The following is a 17,289-nucleotide window of genomic DNA, read 5'->3' as shown; positions in this document are numbered from 1 at the left end:
GTGCTTTTTCTTGTAGTCCTGGGAGGCGTCCACAGGCCAGGCACAGCGCAAATCGATGCAGCAGAAGAGCTCGTTTCAGGCCCGATACTCTCTGCTTGTAAACGATGGAGCAAATGAGCAACCATCGTCTTTAACGATAGATATGCCCATTGAGGTCACGCCCATGCAGTTCTCGCTGGACCAATTGCAAACATTCGTCCAAGCCGTGCAAAGCGGGTCGTTTTCTGCGGCCGCGCGCAAGCTGGGCAAGACTCAGTCGACCGTGAGCGTGGCGATTTCCAACCTGGAACAGGACCTGGGCGTGGAACTGTTCGATCGCTCGAATCGCAACCCGGTACTGACTCAAGCCGGCCACAAAATGTTGTTGCAGGCGCAGTCGGTGCTGGAACGTTGCCTGACCCTACAGGCACATGCGGACTGCCTGTCCGACGCGATCGAACCCAGCGTTTCACTGGCCATTGAAACGCCCTACAACGCCGTCATGCCGGCGCTACTGGAGTTCGAACAGGCTTTCCCCTATGTTGATCTGGTTATCCGGCACCCGGTATATGGGGATGTCAGCGAACTCGTAGCCCAAGGCCAGGCCGTACTGGGGATCGCTTTCTCCCAGCCGCAGTACCCGCCGCAGCTCGAGTTCCAGCAGATGGGCAAGTTGATCATGCTGCACGTGTGCCACCCGGCTCATGCGCTGGCGAAGTTGAGTAGCGTGACCTTCGAGGACCTGCACGTGCACCGCCGCCTGGCGTTCAGCGCTCACGCCGAGAAATTACCCAGCAGCGAGTATCTTCGTTCCACCCGGCTCTGGCAGGCCGAAAACTACTTGGCGCTACTGGAAATGGTCCGGGCCGGCCTAGGGTGGGCAACGCTGCCACGCCAGTTGATCCAACGTGAACTGGCCAGTGGCGAACTGGTCGAACTGCAATTGGGCGCGTATCCCCACACTGACTGGCATGTGGGCGTTGACCTGCTCTGGGCACGCACTCGCAAGATGGGCAAAGCCGAGCATTGGCTGAAGACACGGCTGCAACAGAACAAAGTGTTTGAACTGGACCGTCGGGGGCAGTCGACCACCCTGTAACAATCATGCCGTGACTTCACTTCGAGGCTGCGTCACCCTCACATTTCACCGACTGAAAAGGGCACGAAATGAAAATCTGCGGCATTGAAATCAAAGGCAGCGAAGCCATCATCGCCGTCGCGTCCCTCGACGATCAGGCGCTCAGACACCTGCCCCTGCCCACCAAGAAAATCGCCCTGGACGATGACGACGAAGCCGCGAACGTCAAAGTGTTTGCCGCGCAGGTTGCGTCGTTTATTCGGGAGAACGCCATCGACCGGATCGTGATCAAAAAACGCAGCAAGAAAGGTGAGTTTTCCGGTGGGCCGACCACCTTCAAAATCGAGGGGGTTTTTCAGTTGTTGGAGAGTTGTGAGGTGACATTGCTGTCGCCGCAGACAATCAATGCCCAGGCCAAGAAGCACAATTTTGAACTGCCGGGGACGTTGAACAAATACCAGCATGAGGCGTACAAGGCGGCGTGTTCTGCCCTGATGAAGAAATAAAGCGAAAACAGATCAACTAAGTGTGAGCGGGCTTGCTCCCGCAGGGTTCTCAGGTGTTTATGCTTTTGCGGTGCGGCGGTCTTCTCGTGGACACCGCTCAAATTTCGCTCGATAGCTGCGAGTGAAATACGACGGCGATTCAAACCCGCACGCAATGCTCACTTCCAGTACGCTCATGTCCGTTTGACGCAACAGTTGCTGCGCCTTCTCCAGCCTCAACCGCAGATAAAAATTGCTCGGTGTGTCGTTCAAGTGCAGGCGAAAGAGGCGTTCCAGTTGCCGGCGCGTCACCCTGATTGATTCGGCCAGCGCCAGCGTACTCAACGGCGGCTCGCTGTGCTGCTCCATGTCGCCGATCACCTGCACCAGTTTCTTGTTGCGAATGCCGTACCGACTGGCGACCTCCATGCGCTGGTGGTCCTTGCGCGGCCGGATGCGGCCGAGCACGAATTGTTCGCTGACCTGAATCGCCAGTTCCGGACCGTGGGCCTGGCCGATGAGGTCGAGCATCAGGTCGATGGATGCCGTGCCGCCAGCTGAGGTGATGCGCTTGCGGTCAATCTCGAAAAGCTCCTGGGTGACGCTGAGCAGCGGATAGGATTCCTTGAAGGCGTCGATGGCTTCCCAGTGCAGAGTCAGACGATGGCCATCAAGCAGCCCCGCCTCGGCGAGGACGAAGCTGCCGGTATCGATTGCGCCCAGGATCACGCCTTCACTGTCCAGCCGGCGCAGCCAGTGCTCAAGCGCGGGCGTGGCGAATTTCAGCGGTTCGAAGCCGGCGACCACCAGCAAAGTCGCCCCCTTGCCAAGCGGCTCCAGCGCGGCATCGGCGTTGACCGACATGCCATTACTGGCGAGGACGGCGCCGCCGTCGGCACTCAATACGTGCCAGCGGTAGAGCTCACCGCGAAAGCGATTGGCCACCCGCAGCGGCTCGATGGCCGAGATGAAACCGATGGCGGAAAAACCCGGCATCAACAAGAAATAGAAATCCTGAGACATGGAGCGCACTCGACTGGCAGGTAACGAGAGGGCGGGAAGCGTGTGAACGTTGATACGCCAGTTGCAAGGGGCATTCAAGAGGACAGGTCGCTCCAGTGCAAGAGCTGGTCGCCATAGTGCGCGTTCACGGGAGCTTAGCTGCGTAACTTGGCATCACCGGTGCACATAGACACCGGAACCCACAATAACGTCTGCCGAGGAACCCGACATGAAACGACTCATCCGCAGCTGTGTTCTTGCACTCAGCGGTACCGCTTTCCTGACCACCGGCGTCATGGCGGCCGAACCCGCGTCCTGCCAGAACGTACGTATGGGCGTGGTGAACTGGACCGACGTAATCGCCACCAGCGCCATGACCCAGGTCTTGCTCGACGGCCTCGGCTACAACACCAAACAAACCAGCGCATCCCAGCAAATCATCTTCGCCGGGATTCGCGACCAGCGCCTGGACCTGTTCCTGGGCTACTGGAACCCGCTGATGACCCAGACCATCACCCCTTTCGTCGACGCCAAACAGGTCAAGGTGCTTGATGCGCCGAGTCTGAAAGACGCCCGCGCGACCCTCGCCGTTCCAACCTACCTGGCCGACAAAGGCTTGAAGACTTTCGCCGACCTCGCCAAGTTCGAGAAGGAACTGGGCGGCAAGATCTACGGCATCGAGCCAGGCTCGGGCGCCAACACCCAGATCAAGGCGATGATCGCCAAGAATCAGTTCGGCCTCGGCAAATTCCAACTGGTCGAGTCCAGTGAGGCCGGCATGCTCGCGGCAGTGGATCGTGCCGTGCGGCGCAAAGAGGCCGTGGTGTTCTTCGGCTGGGCGCCGCACCCAATGAACGTCAACGTGCAGATGACCTATCTCACCGGCAGCGAAGATGCCCTGGGCCCGAACGAAGGTATGGCCACGGTCTGGACCGTTACCGCGCCGAACTACGCGCAGCAATGCCCGAACATCGGCCGCCTGCTGAGCAACCTGACCTACTCCGCCGAAGACGAGAGCCGGATGATGCAGCCGCTGCTGGATCACAAGGACGCGTTCGAATCGGCCAGGCAGTGGCTCAAGGATCACCCGCAGGACAAACAGCGCTGGCTCGAAGGCGTGACCACCTTCGACGGCAAACCGGCAGCTGAATACCTGAAACTGACCCGTAAATAAACCCTGACTGAATCGCCGAATCGCAGCCCGACCGGGCTGCGGACGGCATCATCACGCCTGCAAGGAACCCGCCTCATGAACCACGACGTCATCATCACCTGCGCACTCACCGGTGCTGGCGACACGACCGCCAAGAGCCCGCATGTACCGGTCACCCCGAAACAAATCGCAGCCGCCGCCGTGGAAGCCGCCAAAGCCGGTGCCACTGTGGTCCATTGCCATGTGCGCAACCCCGACACCGGCAAGTTCAGCCGCGACGTAGCGTTGTACCGTGAAGTGATGGAGCGCATCCGCGAGGCGGACGTCGACATCATCGTCAACCTTACCGCGGGCATGGGCGGCGACCTGGAAATTGGCGCTGGTGAAAACCCGATGGAGTTCGGTCCCAACACTGACCTGGTAGGCCCTCTGACCCGCCTGGCCCACGTTGAAGAACTGCTGCCGGAGATCTGCACCCTGGATTGCGGCACCCTGAACTTCGGCGATGGCGACACCATTTACGTGTCCACCCCGGCGCAGCTGCGGGCGGGTGCCAAGCGCATTCAAGAGCTGGGCGTAAAGGCCGAGCTGGAAATCTTCGACACCGGGCACCTGTGGTTTGCCAAGCAGATGATCAAGGAAGGTTTGCTTGATGATCCGCTGTTCCAGCTGTGCCTGGGCATTCCATGGGGCGCGCCGGCGGATACCACCACCATGAAAGCCATGGTCGACAACCTGCCGGCCAACGCGGTCTGGGCCGGTTTTGGCATCGGGCGCATGCAGATGCCAATGGCGGCACAAGCGGTGTTGCTCGGCGGCAATGTGCGGGTCGGCCTGGAAGACAACATTTGGCTGGACAAGGGCGTGCTGGCCACCAATGGCCAACTGGTGGAGCGCGCCAGCGAAATCCTCAGCCGCTTGGGCGCCCGCGTCCTGACCCCAGCCGAAGGCCGGGCAAAAATGGGCCTGACCCAGCGCGGTTGAGCCGAACCACACCTCACCTGTGGGAGCGGGCTTGCCCGCGATAGCGCCGGGACTACCGATATATCTTCTTCGGCAGGAATACCGTCATCGCGGGCAAGCCCGCGCCCACAGGGATCACCGAATTCTTTTAGGAAGTCGCCATGACGTTCATCACCGAAATCAAAACCTTCGCCGCCTTGGGCAGCGGTGTCATCGGCAGCGGCTGGGTGTCCCGCGCCCTCGCCCACGGCCTCGACGTAGTGGCCTGGGATCCGGCGCCCGGCGCTGAAGCTGCCCTGCGCAAACGCGTCGCCAACGCCTGGGGCGCACTGGAAAAACAAGGCTTGGCACCCGGGGCTTCAAAGGACCGCCTGCGCTTTGTCGCGACCATCGAAGAATGTGTGCGTGATGCCGATTTCATTCAGGAAAGCGCCCCTGAGCGCTTGGATCTGAAACTCGAACTGCACCGCAAAATCAGTGTGGCAGCCAAACCCGACGCCCTGATCGCCTCCAGCACTTCGGGCCTTTTGCCCAGCGAGTTCTACGAGAGCTCGGTCCACCCGGAACGCTGCGTCGTTGGCCACCCGTTCAACCCGGTCTACCTGCTGCCGCTGGTGGAAGTGGTGGGCGGTAAAAACACGGCTCCGGACGCTGTTCAAGCGGCGATGAAAGTCTATGAAGCCCTGGGCATGCGTCCGCTGCATGTGCGCAAGGAAGTACCCGGCTTTATCGCCGACCGATTGCTCGAAGCGCTGTGGCGTGAGGCGCTGCACTTGGTGAACGACGGTGTGGCGACCACCGGTGAAATCGATGATGCGATTCGTTTTGGCGCGGGTCTGCGCTGGTCGTTCATGGGTACCTTCCTGACCTACACCCTCGCAGGCGGCGACGCCGGCATGCGGCATTTCATGGCGCAGTTCGGCCCGGCGCTGCAATTGCCGTGGACTTATCTGCCGGCGCCGGAACTGACCGACAAGTTGATCGATGATGTGGTGGATGGCACCAGTGATCAGTTGGGCACGCATAGCATTTCGGCGCTGGAGCGCTATCGTGATGATTGCCTGCTGGCGGTGCTGGAAGCGGTGAAAAACACCAAAGAGAAGCATGGGATGGCTTTCAGCGAGTAAAGCGTCAGCAGGCCTGGCCCCATCGCGAGCAGGCTCGCGCCCACAGTTGCCCGAGCGGCTATCTATGTAGGAGCGAGCCTGCTCGCGATGGGGCCAGCCCAGTCACCCTCATCATCGGAACCCGAACCATGCCTGCACTGACCACCTACCAAACCACAATCATCCCCGACTGGGTCGACTATAACGGCCACCTGCGCGACGCCTTCTACCTGCTCATCTTCAGCTACGCGACCGACGCCCTGATGGATCGCCTGGGCATGGACAGCAGCCACCGCGAAGCCAGCGGCAACTCGCTGTTTACTCTCGAACTGCACCTCAATTACCTGCACGAAGTGAAGCTCGACGCCGAGGTCGAAGTACACACCCGGATCATCGGCCACGACAGCAAGCGCCTGCATCTCTATCACAGCCTGCATCTTGTGGGGGATGACAGCGAGCTGGCAGGTAACGAGCAAATGCTGCTCCACGTTGACCTCGCAGGCCCCCGATCCGCGCCATTCAGTGAAGGCACCTTGAACAAGCTGCAAGCCATCGTCGCCGAGCAAACCGACCTGCCGACTCCCGAGTACATTGGCCGAGTGATCGCATTACCCGCTAAAAAATAACAAGGAGATCGCCGTTGAACACCGCCGCCGCTTTTGCCGACTTCCGAACTTATCCATTGATCAGCGCGTTGACCGCCGTGCAAACCCTGGCGGACCGGGTCCAGGTAACGTGGGCTGACGGACGCATCAGTCCTTTTCATTACCAGTGGCTGCGGGACAATTGCCCGTGCCCGCTGTGCGTTTACACGGTGACCCGGGAACAGGTGCTGGAAATCGTCGACGTCGGCCAGGACCTCATACCATCCCAGGTGCACATCGATGCCGACGGCTGCCTGTATGTCGACTGGCAAGAAGGTCATATCAGCCGGTTCGACCCAGGCTGGTTGCGCGCTCATGCCTATGACGAAGAGTCCCGTGCCGAGCGTCGAGCCAGCAAACCCAAGGCCAGCCTTTGGCGCAGTGACCTGCAGCTGCCGGTGTTCGAATATTCAGAGCTGATGACCGACACAGGCGCTTTGCGGCAGTGGCTGTTGGCCGTGCGCGACATCGGCCTGACCCAGGTGCGCGGCGTGCCCACCGAGCCCGGTTCGCTGAAGCTGATCGCCCAGCGCATTTCCTTTATCCGCGAGAGCAATTTCGGCGTGCTGTTCAACGTGCAATCCAAGGCCGATGCCGACAGCAACGCCTACACCGCTTTCAACCTGCCGCTGCACAGTGACTTACCAACCCGAGAGCTGCAACCCGGGCTGCAATTTCTCCACTGCCTGGTCAATGACGCCGAGGGCGGCGAGAGTATTTTCGTTGACGGTTTTGCCATTGCCCAGGCGTTGCGCGAGGAAGATCCCGAGTCGTTCCAAGCCTTGTGCGAAATCCCCGTGGAGTTTCGCAACAAGGATCGCCACAGCGATTACCGCTGCCTCGCACCGATCATTGCCCTGGATGCACTGGGACAGGTCGCGGAAATTCGCATGGCGAACTTTTTGCGGGGCCCATTCGATGCGTCAGTGGACGATATGCCCAGGCTGTATCGGGCATACCGGCGCTTTATCGAAATGACACGCGAGGCCCGGTTTCGCCTAATGCAGAGGCTCAATCCCGGCGAGCTCTGGTGCTTTGACAATCGCCGTACCCTGCATGCACGCAATGCTTTTGATCCCGCCACCGGGGCCCGGCATTTTCAGGGTTGTTATGTTGATCGCGATGAGCTGTTGTCGCGGATTCTTGTGTTGCAACGCTAGACCGCTTCATCGTTCTTCGCGAGCACGCCCGCTCCCACATTGGAATGCGTACACCTGTGGGAGCGGGCTTGCTCGCGAAGGCGGCAGCTCAGACACCGCATTTCTTTCCTGTTCACCGGCAAAAAAAAACCCCGATCAAGCCGTGACAGGATCGGGGCAGAGGTGGGTACTGTTGAGGAGCCGTTGCGCGAGGGTGACCAACCTTCGTGAAGCCAGCTGAAACCAGTGTGCCCACTCCCCTCTCGGCGCAATTAGCCGAAAACGACCTGTTCATAGGTATCGCGGCCATTACGACAAATCGCCCTTGCCGCCACCGCGCCCCCCGATGAGAATCGAGCCACGACACCGTTCCCTGAAGAAGGATTGCGTCATGATGCACGCCGATTTGATTGACCAGGAAGACCTGTTGGGCCAGCTGAAGTCATTGGGTTTTCAAGTACCGAGCGGCTCTAGCGCCGAACAGGCTTGCGAGTGCGCGGTGCGGGGTTTGAATGATGAACGGGCGATAACGCTACGAACCATGGTCAAGCAGATGTATACCAGCAGCGCGACCATCCTGCCGGCTGTACGCCAGGCTATCGACAAGCAGTTACTGCCGGCATTGGCGGCGTACCAGCAGAGCCGAAGCGCCTGATCTCTGAAGTGTAAACACTGTGGCGAGGGAGCTTGCTCCCGCTCGAGCGCGAAGCGGTCGCAAACCGGTAAATGCGATCTGCCTGGAAGAAAGCATTTACCGGCTTTGGGGCTACTTCACAGCCCAGAGGGCCGCTGCGACGATCGACAAGCTCCCCCGCCACAGCAGCCCGTACGGTCTAGAGCCTTACGCTGGCAAAAGTCGATTCATTACGCGCCTGACTGATTGCCGACAACGGCCCCGACAACGGCGACAGCACCAATGCCTGCGGCAGCGGCATCATTGCTACCTGTTGCGTGGTATTGGAACCCACGCGCTCGTCACGCGGCGGAATGCCGAAGTATTCGCGATAGCACTTGGAAAAGTGCGGAGTGGAAACAAAACCACACACCGACGCCACTTCGATAATCGACATCGGCGTTTGCTTGAGCAATTGCCGAGCGCGGATCAGGCGCAGTTTCAGGTAGTAGCGCGACGGCGAACAATGCAGATACTTCTGGAACAACCGCTCCAGCTGACGACGCGACACCGCGACGTACACCGCCAGCTCATCCAGGTCGATCGGCTCTTCCAGATTGGCCTCCATCAGCGCGACGATTTCCTGCAACTTCGGCTGGTTGGTGCCAAGCATGTGCTTGAGCGGCACACGCTGGTGGTCCTGCTCGTTGCGGATGCGCTCGTAGACGAACATTTCCGAGATCGCGGCCGACAGTTCGCGTCCGTGATCGCGGCTGATCAGGTGCAGCATCATGTCCAGGGGCGCGGTGCCGCCAGAGCTGGTGAAGCGATTACGGTCGAGGGTGAACAACCGAGTGCTCATGGCCACGCGCGGGAAAGCTTCCTGCATCGATGCCAGGCATTCCCAGTGCACGCTGCAATCAAAACCGTCCAGCAACCCGGCGCACGCCAGGGCCCAGCTACCGGTGCAGACCGCGCCAAGACGACGCGACTGGCGCGCCTGGCTCTGTAGCCATGACACGTGTTCGCGGGTCACAGTTCGCTGGATGCCAATACCGCCGCAAACAATGATGGTGTCCAACGCGGGCGCCTTGTGCATGGAGCAATCGGGCGTAATCTGCAGGCCGTCACTGGCCCAGACCTGCCCGCCATCGACGGTGAGGGTGGTCCAGCGATACAGCTCGCGACCGGACAACTGGTTGGCCATGCGCAGCGGTTCCACTGCGGACGCCAGAGAAATCAGCGTGAAATTATCCAGCAGCAGAAAGCCGATGGATTGAGGCGCACGGTTCTGGGGTTGAGCCCCGGAGTTGAACGTGGTCATCGCAATATCTCCTCACACAAAGCGGGTGATGGCCTCAGGCGGAGGCTCTTGTTATTGCCGTCGTTCTCGCGTGGGAGACTGGCTTTGTAATGACAGAGCAATTGCCATGCCTAAAATTGAATGCGCGTTCAATAACTCCTAAAAACGACGTCGAAATGTGTCCCGATGCTTCTAAAAAAGGACACGTGGATAGTAGGGGTTTAAATGGCCATCAGGCAGGACAGGCGCTAGGCCGGGTGAGGTGTGAGCAAATCGGTAGCACTTGTGGGAACAGGGCTGCGGCGTGTCCTGAGAGAGTGTCACCACAAGCACAGGTGACAGGCGGTCAGCGACGATTGGGATCCCCGATCCTGTCGAAGTCGCTTATCTGTAAGCGACGCGCTAAAAGGTGGCGTATTAGGGATTACGTGTTCACTTTGCGCGCAGTTTTGACTGATCTGGCAACATCGCGGGCAAGCCCGCGATGGGTTCAACACGGTCTCAACACTCGACGGCACTCACCGCCAACCCGCCCCGCGACGTCTCTTTATACTTGTCATGCATGTCCGCCCCGGTATCGCGCATGGTGCGGATCACCCGGTCCAGCGAGATGAAATGCTGCCCATCCCCACGCAACGCCATCTGCGCCGCATTGATCGCCTTCACCGCCGCAATCGCATTGCGCTCGATGCACGGCACCTGCACGAGTCCGCCCACCGGGTCGCAGGTCAGTCCGAGGTTATGCTCCAGACCAATTTCAGCCGCGTTACACAGCTGCTCCGGCGTGGCGCCGAGGATCTCCGCCAGCCCCGCCGCCGCCATGGCACAGGCCGAACCCACTTCACCCTGACAACCGACTTCGGCCCCGGAGATCGAAGCGTTCTTCTTGCACAGGATTCCCACCGCCGCCGCACTCAGGAAATAGTCCACGACATTGGTGTCAGTCACTGCTTCGCTGAACTTCATGAAGTAATGCAGCACTGCGGGAATGATCCCCGCCGCGCCATTGGTCGGCGCAGTGACCATGCGCCCACCCGCAGCATTTTCTTCGTTGACCGCCAAGGCGAACAGGTTGACCCACTCCATCGCACTCAGCGTCGAGCCGATTACATTCGGCTTTCCAAGCTCCTGCAAACTGCGGTACAACCTGGCGGCTCGACGTCGCACATTCAGGCCACCCGGCAGGATGCCTTCGTGCTTGAGGCCTTGTTCGACGCAGTCCTGCATGGCTCGCCAGAGCTTCATCAGCCCGGCACGAATTTCGTCTTCACTGCGCCAGACCTTTTCGTTAGCCATCATCAGCTCGGCAACTCGCAGGTTGTGTTCCTGACACAGACTCAGCAACTCGACCGCACTGGAAAAATCGTATGGCAACTCGGTGCGATCCATATCCACCACGCCGCTGCTGGCCTGCGCTTGATCCACGACAAAACCGCCGCCCACTGAATAGTAGGTATCGCGGTGCAGCTCTCCCGCTTCGCCTTCAACAATCAACGTCATGGCATTGGGATGGAATGGCAGGTTTTCGTCAATCAGGCGCATATCCCGGGCCCAGATGAACGGAACCGGCAAATGGCCATCAAGCAGCAACTCATCAGTTTCACGCAGGGTAGCGATGCGAATGCCGATCTGCGACGGATCGATCGCGTCCGGCCACTCACCCATCAAACCCATGATCACCGCATTGTCGCTACCGTGACCGATGCCGGTGGCTGACAGCGAACCATAAAGCTGGACTTCGACGCGCCTCACCTGCTCAAGCAGTCCCTGCTCACGCAAGCCCTGCACGAATAGCGCTGCAGCGCGCATAGGCCCCACAGTGTGCGAACTGGAAGGGCCAATGCCGATTTTGAACAGGTCGAAAACGCTGATAGCCATTACTGCCTAACTCCTGGATATGCCCAACTCCAGACGCAGAAGCGCCCAGTGACGGAGCTGCTACGCTCAAGCTGCAATCCGCCGATATGGCTGCATCATCAGGCTTTTACCCGGTCGTTCGACGTCTCGAACCGACGTACTCTTGTCCGCCAACGCCGCGAGTCGCCAACGCTATGGTTTCGCCGTTTTTTTGCGGAGCAGAGGGGCAAACAGGGCAGAAAAAAGCTGTAAACGACGTCACCGACACTGGATGCGACCATCCCTGTACTGGATACGACGCACCCTGTAGGCGTCAGATTTTCACTGGTACATGATCGTATCGACTCGATTGCAAGGCGCCGTGGTAGAGCTGTCTGAAAACGCCATCCAACCGCAACCTATCTATAAGTGCGGTGGTCCAGTCGGAACACTGCCAAAAAAAACACCCAGGAGTCCGTCAATGAAAGGTTCCCCGTCGTTGTTGTTGGCCGCCATGCTTAGTCTGCCGGCTCTGGCGCAAGCTGTAGAACCGGCTCAATGCAGCACCGTAAACTTCTCCGATGTCGGCTGGACCGACATCACCGTCACCACCGCTACCACGAGCGTCGTGCTCGACGCACTGGGGTACAAGACCAAAACCACAATGATCTCCGTGCCGGTGACCTACAAGTCCCTGGCCGACGGCAAGAACATGGACGTGTTCCTGGGTAACTGGATGCCGACCATGGAAAACGACATCAAGGCCTATCGTGATGCCGGTACCGTGGACACCCTGCGCGCCAACCTTGAAGACGCGAAATACACCTTGGCTGTTCCCGAAGATTTGTATAACAAGGGGCTGAAAGATTTTGCCGACATCGCCAAGTTCAAGAAGGAGCTCGACGGCAAGATCTATGGCATCGAACCCGGCAACGACGGCAATCGTCTGATCCAGAGCATGATCGACAAGAACGCCTTCGGCCTCAAGGACGCCGGCTTCAAGGTGGTCGAGTCCAGCGAGGCAGGCATGCTCTCGCAAGTCGATCGTGCGCAGCGGCGCAACACCGCAGTGGTATTCCTGGGCTGGGAACCACACCCGATGAACACTCGCTTCAAGATGAAATACCTGACCGGCGGCGACGATTTCTTCGGGCCCAACTTCGGCCAGGCGACCATCTTCACCAACACCCGCAAGGGTTACGCCCAGGAATGCAGCAACGTCGGTCAGTTGCTGAAGAACCTGGCGTTCACCCTAGACATGGAAAGCACGCTGATGGGCAACGTCCTGGACGACAAGATGAAACCTGATGCGGCCGCCAAGGCCTGGCTGAAAAAGAATCCACAGGTGCTCGATACCTGGCTCGCTGGCGTAACCACCATTGACGGTAAACCAGGCCTGGAGGCCGTGAAAGCCAAGCTCGCACAGTAATCGTTTATGCCGGGCAACCCCAGGTTGCCCGAGCTGTTATTTCCTTGCATGCGGACGTTCAATACCATGCTGATTGATCAGAAAATCCCTTTAGGCGAGTACATTGCGGGCTTCGTCGAATGGTTGACGCAACATGGCGCCAACACCTTCGACGCAATCGCTGTGACTCTTGAAACGATGATCCACGGCGTGACTTTTGCGCTCACCTGGTTCAACCCGCTGGCATTGATCGGCCTTGTCGCACTGCTTGCGCATTTCATTCAACGAAAGTGGGGACTGACGGTTTTTGTCATCGCCTCCTTCCTGCTGATCCTCAATCTGGGGTACTGGCAGGAAACCATGGAAACCCTCGCCCAGGTGTTGTTCGCCACCCTGGTCTGCGTGGTTATAGGTGTGCCGCTGGGCATCGTTGCCGCGCATAAGCCTATGTTCTACACCATGATGCGTCCGGTGCTCGATCTTATGCAGACCGTACCGACCTTCGTATACCTCATTCCGACCCTGACCCTCTTCGGGTTGGGCGTGGTGCCGGGACTGATCTCCACGGTGGTGTTCGCGATCGCCGCGCCGATCCGCCTGACATACCTGGGTATCCGGGATGTTCCACAGGAACTGATGGACGCCGGCAAAGCCTTCGGCTGCTCGCGCCGTCAATTGCTCTCACGGATTGAACTGCCCCACGCGATGCCAAGCATTGCAGCCGGGATCACCCAGTGCATCATGTTGTCGTTGTCGATGGTGGTGATTGCCGCACTGGTGGGCGCCGACGGCCTGGGCAAACCCGTGGTCAACGCACTGAACACTGCTGATATCGCCCTGGGCTTCGAAGCCGGCCTGGCGATCGTACTGCTGGCGATCATGCTCGACCGTATCTGCAAACAACCCGACGCTAAAGCAGGGGGTGACGCATGAGCATTATTCGCTTCGAAGACGTTGACGTAATCTTTTCCAAGGACCCGCGAGAGGCGCTCAAGCTGCTTGACCAGGGCATGACCCGCGACCAGATCCTGAAGAAAACCGGGCAGATCGTTGGCGTGGAAAACGCCAGCCTGGACATTGAGAAAGGTGAAATCTGCGTACTGATGGGCCTGTCCGGTTCCGGTAAATCCAGCCTGCTGCGCTGCATCAACGGCCTCAACACCGTGAGCCGCGGCAAGCTGTTCGTAGAACACGAAGGCAAGCAGATCGACATCGCTTCCTGTACCCCAGCAGAGCTGAAGATGATGCGCACCAAGCGCATCGCCATGGTGTTTCAAAAATTCGCCCTGATGCCCTGGCTTACGGTGCGCGAGAACATCAGCTTCGGCCTGGAAATGCAGGGGCGTCCGGAGAAGGAGCGCAAGAAACTGGTCGATGAAAAACTCGAACTGGTAGGCCTGACCCAATGGCGCAACAAGAAGCCCGACGAGCTCTCCGGCGGCATGCAGCAACGCGTCGGCCTGGCCCGTGCGCTGGCCATGGACGCCGACATCCTGCTGATGGACGAACCGTTCTCGGCGCTTGACCCATTGATTCGCCAGGGCCTGCAAGATGAGTTGCTGGAACTGCAACGCAAGCTCAGCAAGACTATCGTCTTCGTAAGTCATGACCTCGATGAAGCCCTGAAGCTGGGCAGTCGCATCGCGATCATGAAAGACGGTCGGATCATCCAGTACAGCGTGCCCGAGGAAATCGTTCTCAACCCGGCGGACGACTACGTGCGAACGTTCGTTGCCCATACCAACCCGCTGAACGTGCTGTGTGGCCGCAGCCTGATGCGCACCCTGGACAAGTGCAAACGCATCAACGGTTCGGTATGCCTCGACCCGAGTGGCGATTCGTGGCTGGACCTGGCCGAAGGTAACACCATCAAGGGCGCCCACCAGAATGGTGCAAGCCTTGATCTGCAGAACTGGGCACCCGGGCAGGCAGTGGATGGCCTGGGTCGCCTGCCGACCCTGGTGGACTCGAACATCGGCATGCGCGACGCGTTGCAGATTCGTTACCAGACCGGCAACAAGCTGGTGCTGCACGACAACAACAAGGTGGTCGGGATTCTGGGGGACAGCGAGCTTTATCACGCGCTGCTCGGCAAGAACCTGGGGTAAGACAGCAGACACAAAAACGCCGCGAGAGGATCGCGGCGTTTTTGTTAGTGCAAATATCTCGCTTGAAATGCTGACACCTGTGGCGAGGGAGCTTGCTCCCGCTTGAGTGCGCAGCACTCACAAATTCTTGGGGTCGCTTCGCAACCCAGCGGGAGCGAGCTCCCTCGCCACAACAGCTTTACCGCATCGCCTGATCTCAGCTATAGACACGGCCAAGGAGCTGCCGATGGCTTTCAAACTGATCGAGCACGTCACGGGTGATCTGATCCTGGGTGAAACCCATCAAGTCGTAATCCTGGCTGCCGTTGTGCAGGTACACCTCGGCACGGTAGTAGCGCGCACGAGGTTCATCAGCACTTTCAGCCGAGACCATATCGCTGGCCGCTGCCAGATACCCATCCAGGCTCACTTCGTAGACAAACGGATTTCCCTCTTCCATCTCGATCCGCAGGCCCATGCAGCGCTTGGCCTTGCCCAGCAATGTCTGCACATCCAGGCCCTGGCCGCGCAACAGCACCGCCGCCTCTTCCACCGCAGGGGACACCTGTTTGTCCATGAAACGCTGAACGATCGACTGGTTCGGTTGCAGGTCCAACTGGGTCAGGCGCTCACTGAAACCACGTCGGCCGCGCGCGGCCAGCTCCGCCTGCTCCTGTTCGATCTGCACGTCCTGGCGCATGGCCTTGTGCAAGCCGAACATGAAGAACACCAGCACCACCGAGAATGGCAGGCCAGCCAGCACTACCATGGTTTGCATGGCTTCGAAGTTACCCGCAAACAACAGGCCGATGGTCACCAGGGTGATCACCGCAGACCAGAAGATCCGCAACCAGTGCGGCGCATCTTCATCAACATTGCCACCCTTGCACGACAGGTTCGCCATCATCACCGCGCCGGAATCCGCTGGCGTCAGGAACAGCACAAAACCTACGAAGATCGACACGCCGATCACCACTTTCGAGGCTGGGTAATGCTCCAGCAACTGGTAGATCGCCATGGACGGCTGTTCCAGCGCGGTCTTGCCGAGCTCCACCGCCCCATGGTTCATCACCAGGTCCAGGGCCGAGTTACCGAAGATCGACAGCCACGCCAGGGTGAAGCCCAGCGGAATCAGGAGCACGCCGGCTACCAGTTCACGCACGGTGCGCCCACGGGAAATACGCGCGATGAACATGCCCACGAATGGCGCCCAGGAAATCCACCAGGCCCAGTAGAACAGGGTCCACAGGCCCATCCAGCGTTCGGTCTTGGCACCGTCGCCTTCGTACACATAAAGGTCGAAGGTTTTCAGCACGATACCGTTCATGTAGTCGCCGATGTTCTGCACAAAGCCGTTGAGCAGGTGCAGGGTCGGACCGAACAACAGCACAAAAATCAACAAGCCGCTGAACAGGATGATGTTCAGATTGGACAACCGACGAATGCCGTTCTCCACGCCCGACACCGCAGCAATGGTCGCCACGGTGCTCATCACGATGATCACGATCAGCAGGTTGGTGTTGTTGTGCTCCATGCCGAACAGATTTTCCAGGCCCGACGACACCTGCAGCGAGCCAATGCCCAGGTTGGTCACCAGCCCCAACAAGGTCACGAACATGCCGAAGCCGTCTACCGCATGGCCGGCCGCGCCCTTGACCCAGCGCTCACCCACCAGCGGGTACAGCGCCGAACGCAACGCCAGCGGCTGGTTATGACGGTAGGCAAAGTACGCCACGGCAAGGCCGACCAGTGCATAAATCGCCCAGCCATGCAGGCCCCAATGCAGGAACGTCAGCTGTACCGCCTGACGTGCAGCCATGTTGCTGCCGGCCACGCCTTCCGGCGGGTTGAAGTAGTGATCCAGGGGTTCGGAAGCACCGAAATACAACAGCGAGATGCCGATCCCCGACGAGAACAGCATGCCCGCCCAGGCGCCATAGCTGAAGTCCGGGGAGTCGTCCTTGCTGCCCAGCTTGAGTTTGCCGTAGGACGAGAACGCCAGGCCGATGACAAACACCAGGTAAGCGGCAATCACCACCATGTAGTACCAGCCGAAGCTGCGGGACAACCAGGCCTGGGCGATGCCGAGCAATCTGCCGGCCTCTTGCGGGGCGATGATTAGAATGACGGTCAATAACAGGATCAGCGCGGTAGAGGTGTAGAACACCCAACCGTTGACCGTCACCTTCTCGGGTGGGGTCTTTATAAGAGAGGCAGAACTCATGGCACAGATGCTCCGGGCAGTGCGAGAGAAGAACACAAGGCAAAGCGGTACCCGACCAATCGGTTAGTTGGCAGCCGACCAGCGGGTGATATAAAGACACCCCGAAAATGCGCAAAAGCCCGCAAGCGCCGGGGCGCCAAGGTTTCGAGCGATTTTGGATGTCGGTTTATCGCCACTTACACGTGGGAAAAATCTGTAAACAGCGACGATTTGTCGCAGAGCTTATTCTTTGTTGATTGAACGTTCAATCAAAACAAAATAGACTGGCC

Annotated in this window: 15 protein-coding genes; 11 read left to right on the top strand and 4 right to left on the bottom strand. The window is 59.2% G+C overall.

Annotated elements, in window-relative coordinates; all coding sequences use genetic code 11:
- Nucleotides 1-163: 163 nt before the first annotated feature.
- On the top strand, nucleotides 164-1,078 hold the full coding sequence (locus L9059_RS11725) for a LysR family transcriptional regulator (RefSeq protein ID WP_247291021.1): 915 nt from the start codon (nucleotides 164-166) through the stop codon (nucleotides 1,076-1,078).
- 68 nt (nucleotides 1,079-1,146) lie between these two features.
- Nucleotides 1,147-1,563, top strand: coding sequence for a DUF3010 family protein (locus L9059_RS11720; RefSeq protein ID WP_247291020.1), 417 nt, complete (start codon nucleotides 1,147-1,149; stop codon nucleotides 1,561-1,563).
- Between the two features lie 57 nt (nucleotides 1,564-1,620).
- On the opposite strand, the gene L9059_RS11715 is transcribed toward L9059_RS11720, so the two are convergent.
- The gene (locus L9059_RS11715) at nucleotides 1,621-2,565 is read right to left on the bottom strand and encodes a GlxA family transcriptional regulator (RefSeq protein ID WP_247291019.1); all 945 of its coding nucleotides are present in this window, start codon (nucleotides 2,563-2,565) and stop codon (nucleotides 1,621-1,623) included.
- 208 nt (nucleotides 2,566-2,773) lie between these two features.
- Here L9059_RS11715 and choX point away from each other — a divergent pair, with 208 nt between their 5' ends.
- The 6 genes from choX (at nucleotide 2,774) to L9059_RS11685 (ending at nucleotide 8,204) form a co-directional block, all read left to right on the top strand.
- The gene (gene choX / locus L9059_RS11710; protein WP_247291018.1) at nucleotides 2,774-3,718 is read left to right on the top strand and encodes a choline ABC transporter substrate-binding protein; all 945 of its coding nucleotides are present in this window, start codon (nucleotides 2,774-2,776) and stop codon (nucleotides 3,716-3,718) included.
- A 75-nt stretch (nucleotides 3,719-3,793) separates the two neighbouring features.
- Entirely contained in the window at nucleotides 3,794-4,681 is an 888-nt protein-coding gene (gene cdhC, locus L9059_RS11705) for a 3-dehydrocarnitine:acetyl-CoA trimethylamine transferase CdhC (RefSeq protein WP_247291017.1), read from the top strand.
- Nucleotides 4,682-4,821: 140 nt separating this feature from the next.
- Nucleotides 4,822-5,787, top strand: coding sequence for an L-carnitine dehydrogenase (locus L9059_RS11700; RefSeq protein WP_247291016.1), 966 nt, complete (start codon nucleotides 4,822-4,824; stop codon nucleotides 5,785-5,787).
- Between the two features lie 128 nt (nucleotides 5,788-5,915).
- The gene (locus L9059_RS11695; RefSeq protein WP_247291015.1) at nucleotides 5,916-6,392 is read left to right on the top strand and encodes a thioesterase family protein; all 477 of its coding nucleotides are present in this window, start codon (nucleotides 5,916-5,918) and stop codon (nucleotides 6,390-6,392) included.
- Nucleotides 6,393-6,406: 14 nt separating this feature from the next.
- Nucleotides 6,407-7,570: a gamma-butyrobetaine dioxygenase gene (locus L9059_RS11690; RefSeq protein WP_247291014.1), complete on the top strand. Its 1,164-nt coding sequence runs from the start codon at nucleotides 6,407-6,409 to the stop codon at nucleotides 7,568-7,570.
- Between the two features lie 370 nt (nucleotides 7,571-7,940).
- The gene (locus L9059_RS11685) at nucleotides 7,941-8,204 is read left to right on the top strand and encodes a hypothetical protein (protein WP_247291013.1); all 264 of its coding nucleotides are present in this window, start codon (nucleotides 7,941-7,943) and stop codon (nucleotides 8,202-8,204) included.
- Nucleotides 8,205-8,382: 178 nt separating this feature from the next.
- Here L9059_RS11685 and gbdR read toward each other — a convergent pair whose 3' ends face one another.
- Together gbdR and L9059_RS11675 are read right to left on the bottom strand one after the other, a co-directional pair.
- Entirely contained in the window at nucleotides 8,383-9,486 is a 1,104-nt protein-coding gene (gene gbdR / locus L9059_RS11680; RefSeq protein WP_247291012.1) for a choline metabolism transcriptional regulator GbdR, read from the bottom strand.
- 480 nt (nucleotides 9,487-9,966) lie between these two features.
- Nucleotides 9,967-11,343 carry an L-serine ammonia-lyase gene (locus L9059_RS11675; RefSeq protein WP_247291011.1) on the bottom strand — a complete coding sequence of 459 codons (1,377 nt, stop codon included), beginning with the start codon at nucleotides 11,341-11,343 and terminating at the stop codon, nucleotides 9,967-9,969.
- Between the two features lie 439 nt (nucleotides 11,344-11,782).
- On the opposite strand from L9059_RS11675, the gene L9059_RS11670 reads away from it, so the two are divergent.
- From L9059_RS11670 to choV, 3 genes are all read left to right on the top strand, one after another.
- A complete protein-coding gene (locus L9059_RS11670) occupies nucleotides 11,783-12,730 on the top strand; it encodes a choline ABC transporter substrate-binding protein (protein ID WP_247291010.1) in 948 nt (315 codons plus the stop codon).
- A gap of 66 nt (nucleotides 12,731-12,796) precedes the next feature.
- Entirely contained in the window at nucleotides 12,797-13,642 is an 846-nt protein-coding gene (gene choW / locus L9059_RS11665) for a choline ABC transporter permease subunit (RefSeq protein WP_247291009.1), read from the top strand.
- Nucleotides 13,639-14,817: a choline ABC transporter ATP-binding protein gene (choV, locus tag L9059_RS11660; protein WP_247291007.1), complete on the top strand. Its 1,179-nt coding sequence runs from the start codon at nucleotides 13,639-13,641 to the stop codon at nucleotides 14,815-14,817. Before choW ends, choV begins: the two co-directional genes overlap by 4 nt.
- Nucleotides 14,818-15,013: 196 nt before the next feature.
- On the opposite strand, the gene L9059_RS11655 is transcribed toward choV, so the two are convergent.
- Nucleotides 15,014-16,963: a BCCT family transporter gene (locus tag L9059_RS11655; RefSeq protein ID WP_247291211.1), complete on the bottom strand. Its 1,950-nt coding sequence runs from the start codon at nucleotides 16,961-16,963 to the stop codon at nucleotides 15,014-15,016.
- Nucleotides 16,964-17,289: the final 326 nt, after the last annotated feature.

Source organism: Pseudomonas violetae (genome assembly GCF_023072615.1).
GTDB classification, from domain to species: domain Bacteria; phylum Pseudomonadota; class Gammaproteobacteria; order Pseudomonadales; family Pseudomonadaceae; genus Aquipseudomonas; species Aquipseudomonas violetae.
Note: the sequence above shows the minus strand (reverse complement) of the source record. Positions and strands in the feature narration are given on the sequence as shown.

Bases quoted from the DNA above. Each gene is read 5' to 3' on its own strand.
- L9059_RS11725 (WP_247291021.1), top strand. From the start codon at position 164: ATGCAGTTCTCGCTGGACCAATTGCAAACATTCGTCCAAGCCGTGCAA.
- L9059_RS11720 (WP_247291020.1), top strand. From the start codon at position 1,147: ATGAAAATCTGCGGCATTGAAATCAAAGGCAGCGAAGCCATCATCGCC.
- L9059_RS11715 (WP_247291019.1), bottom strand. From the start codon at position 2,565: ATGTCTCAGGATTTCTATTTCTTGTTGATGCCGGGTTTTTCCGCCATC.
- choX (WP_247291018.1), top strand. From the start codon at position 2,774: ATGAAACGACTCATCCGCAGCTGTGTTCTTGCACTCAGCGGTACCGCT.
- cdhC (WP_247291017.1), top strand. From the start codon at position 3,794: ATGAACCACGACGTCATCATCACCTGCGCACTCACCGGTGCTGGCGAC.
- L9059_RS11700 (WP_247291016.1), top strand. From the start codon at position 4,822: ATGACGTTCATCACCGAAATCAAAACCTTCGCCGCCTTGGGCAGCGGT.
- L9059_RS11695 (WP_247291015.1), top strand. From the start codon at position 5,916: ATGCCTGCACTGACCACCTACCAAACCACAATCATCCCCGACTGGGTC.
- L9059_RS11685 (WP_247291013.1), top strand. From the start codon at position 7,941: ATGATGCACGCCGATTTGATTGACCAGGAAGACCTGTTGGGCCAGCTG.
- gbdR (WP_247291012.1), bottom strand. From the start codon at position 9,486: ATGACCACGTTCAACTCCGGGGCTCAACCCCAGAACCGTGCGCCTCAA.
- L9059_RS11675 (WP_247291011.1), bottom strand. From the start codon at position 11,343: ATGGCTATCAGCGTTTTCGACCTGTTCAAAATCGGCATTGGCCCTTCC.
- L9059_RS11670 (WP_247291010.1), top strand. From the start codon at position 11,783: ATGAAAGGTTCCCCGTCGTTGTTGTTGGCCGCCATGCTTAGTCTGCCG.
- choW (WP_247291009.1), top strand. From the start codon at position 12,797: ATGCTGATTGATCAGAAAATCCCTTTAGGCGAGTACATTGCGGGCTTC.
- choV (WP_247291007.1), top strand. From the start codon at position 13,639: ATGAGCATTATTCGCTTCGAAGACGTTGACGTAATCTTTTCCAAGGAC.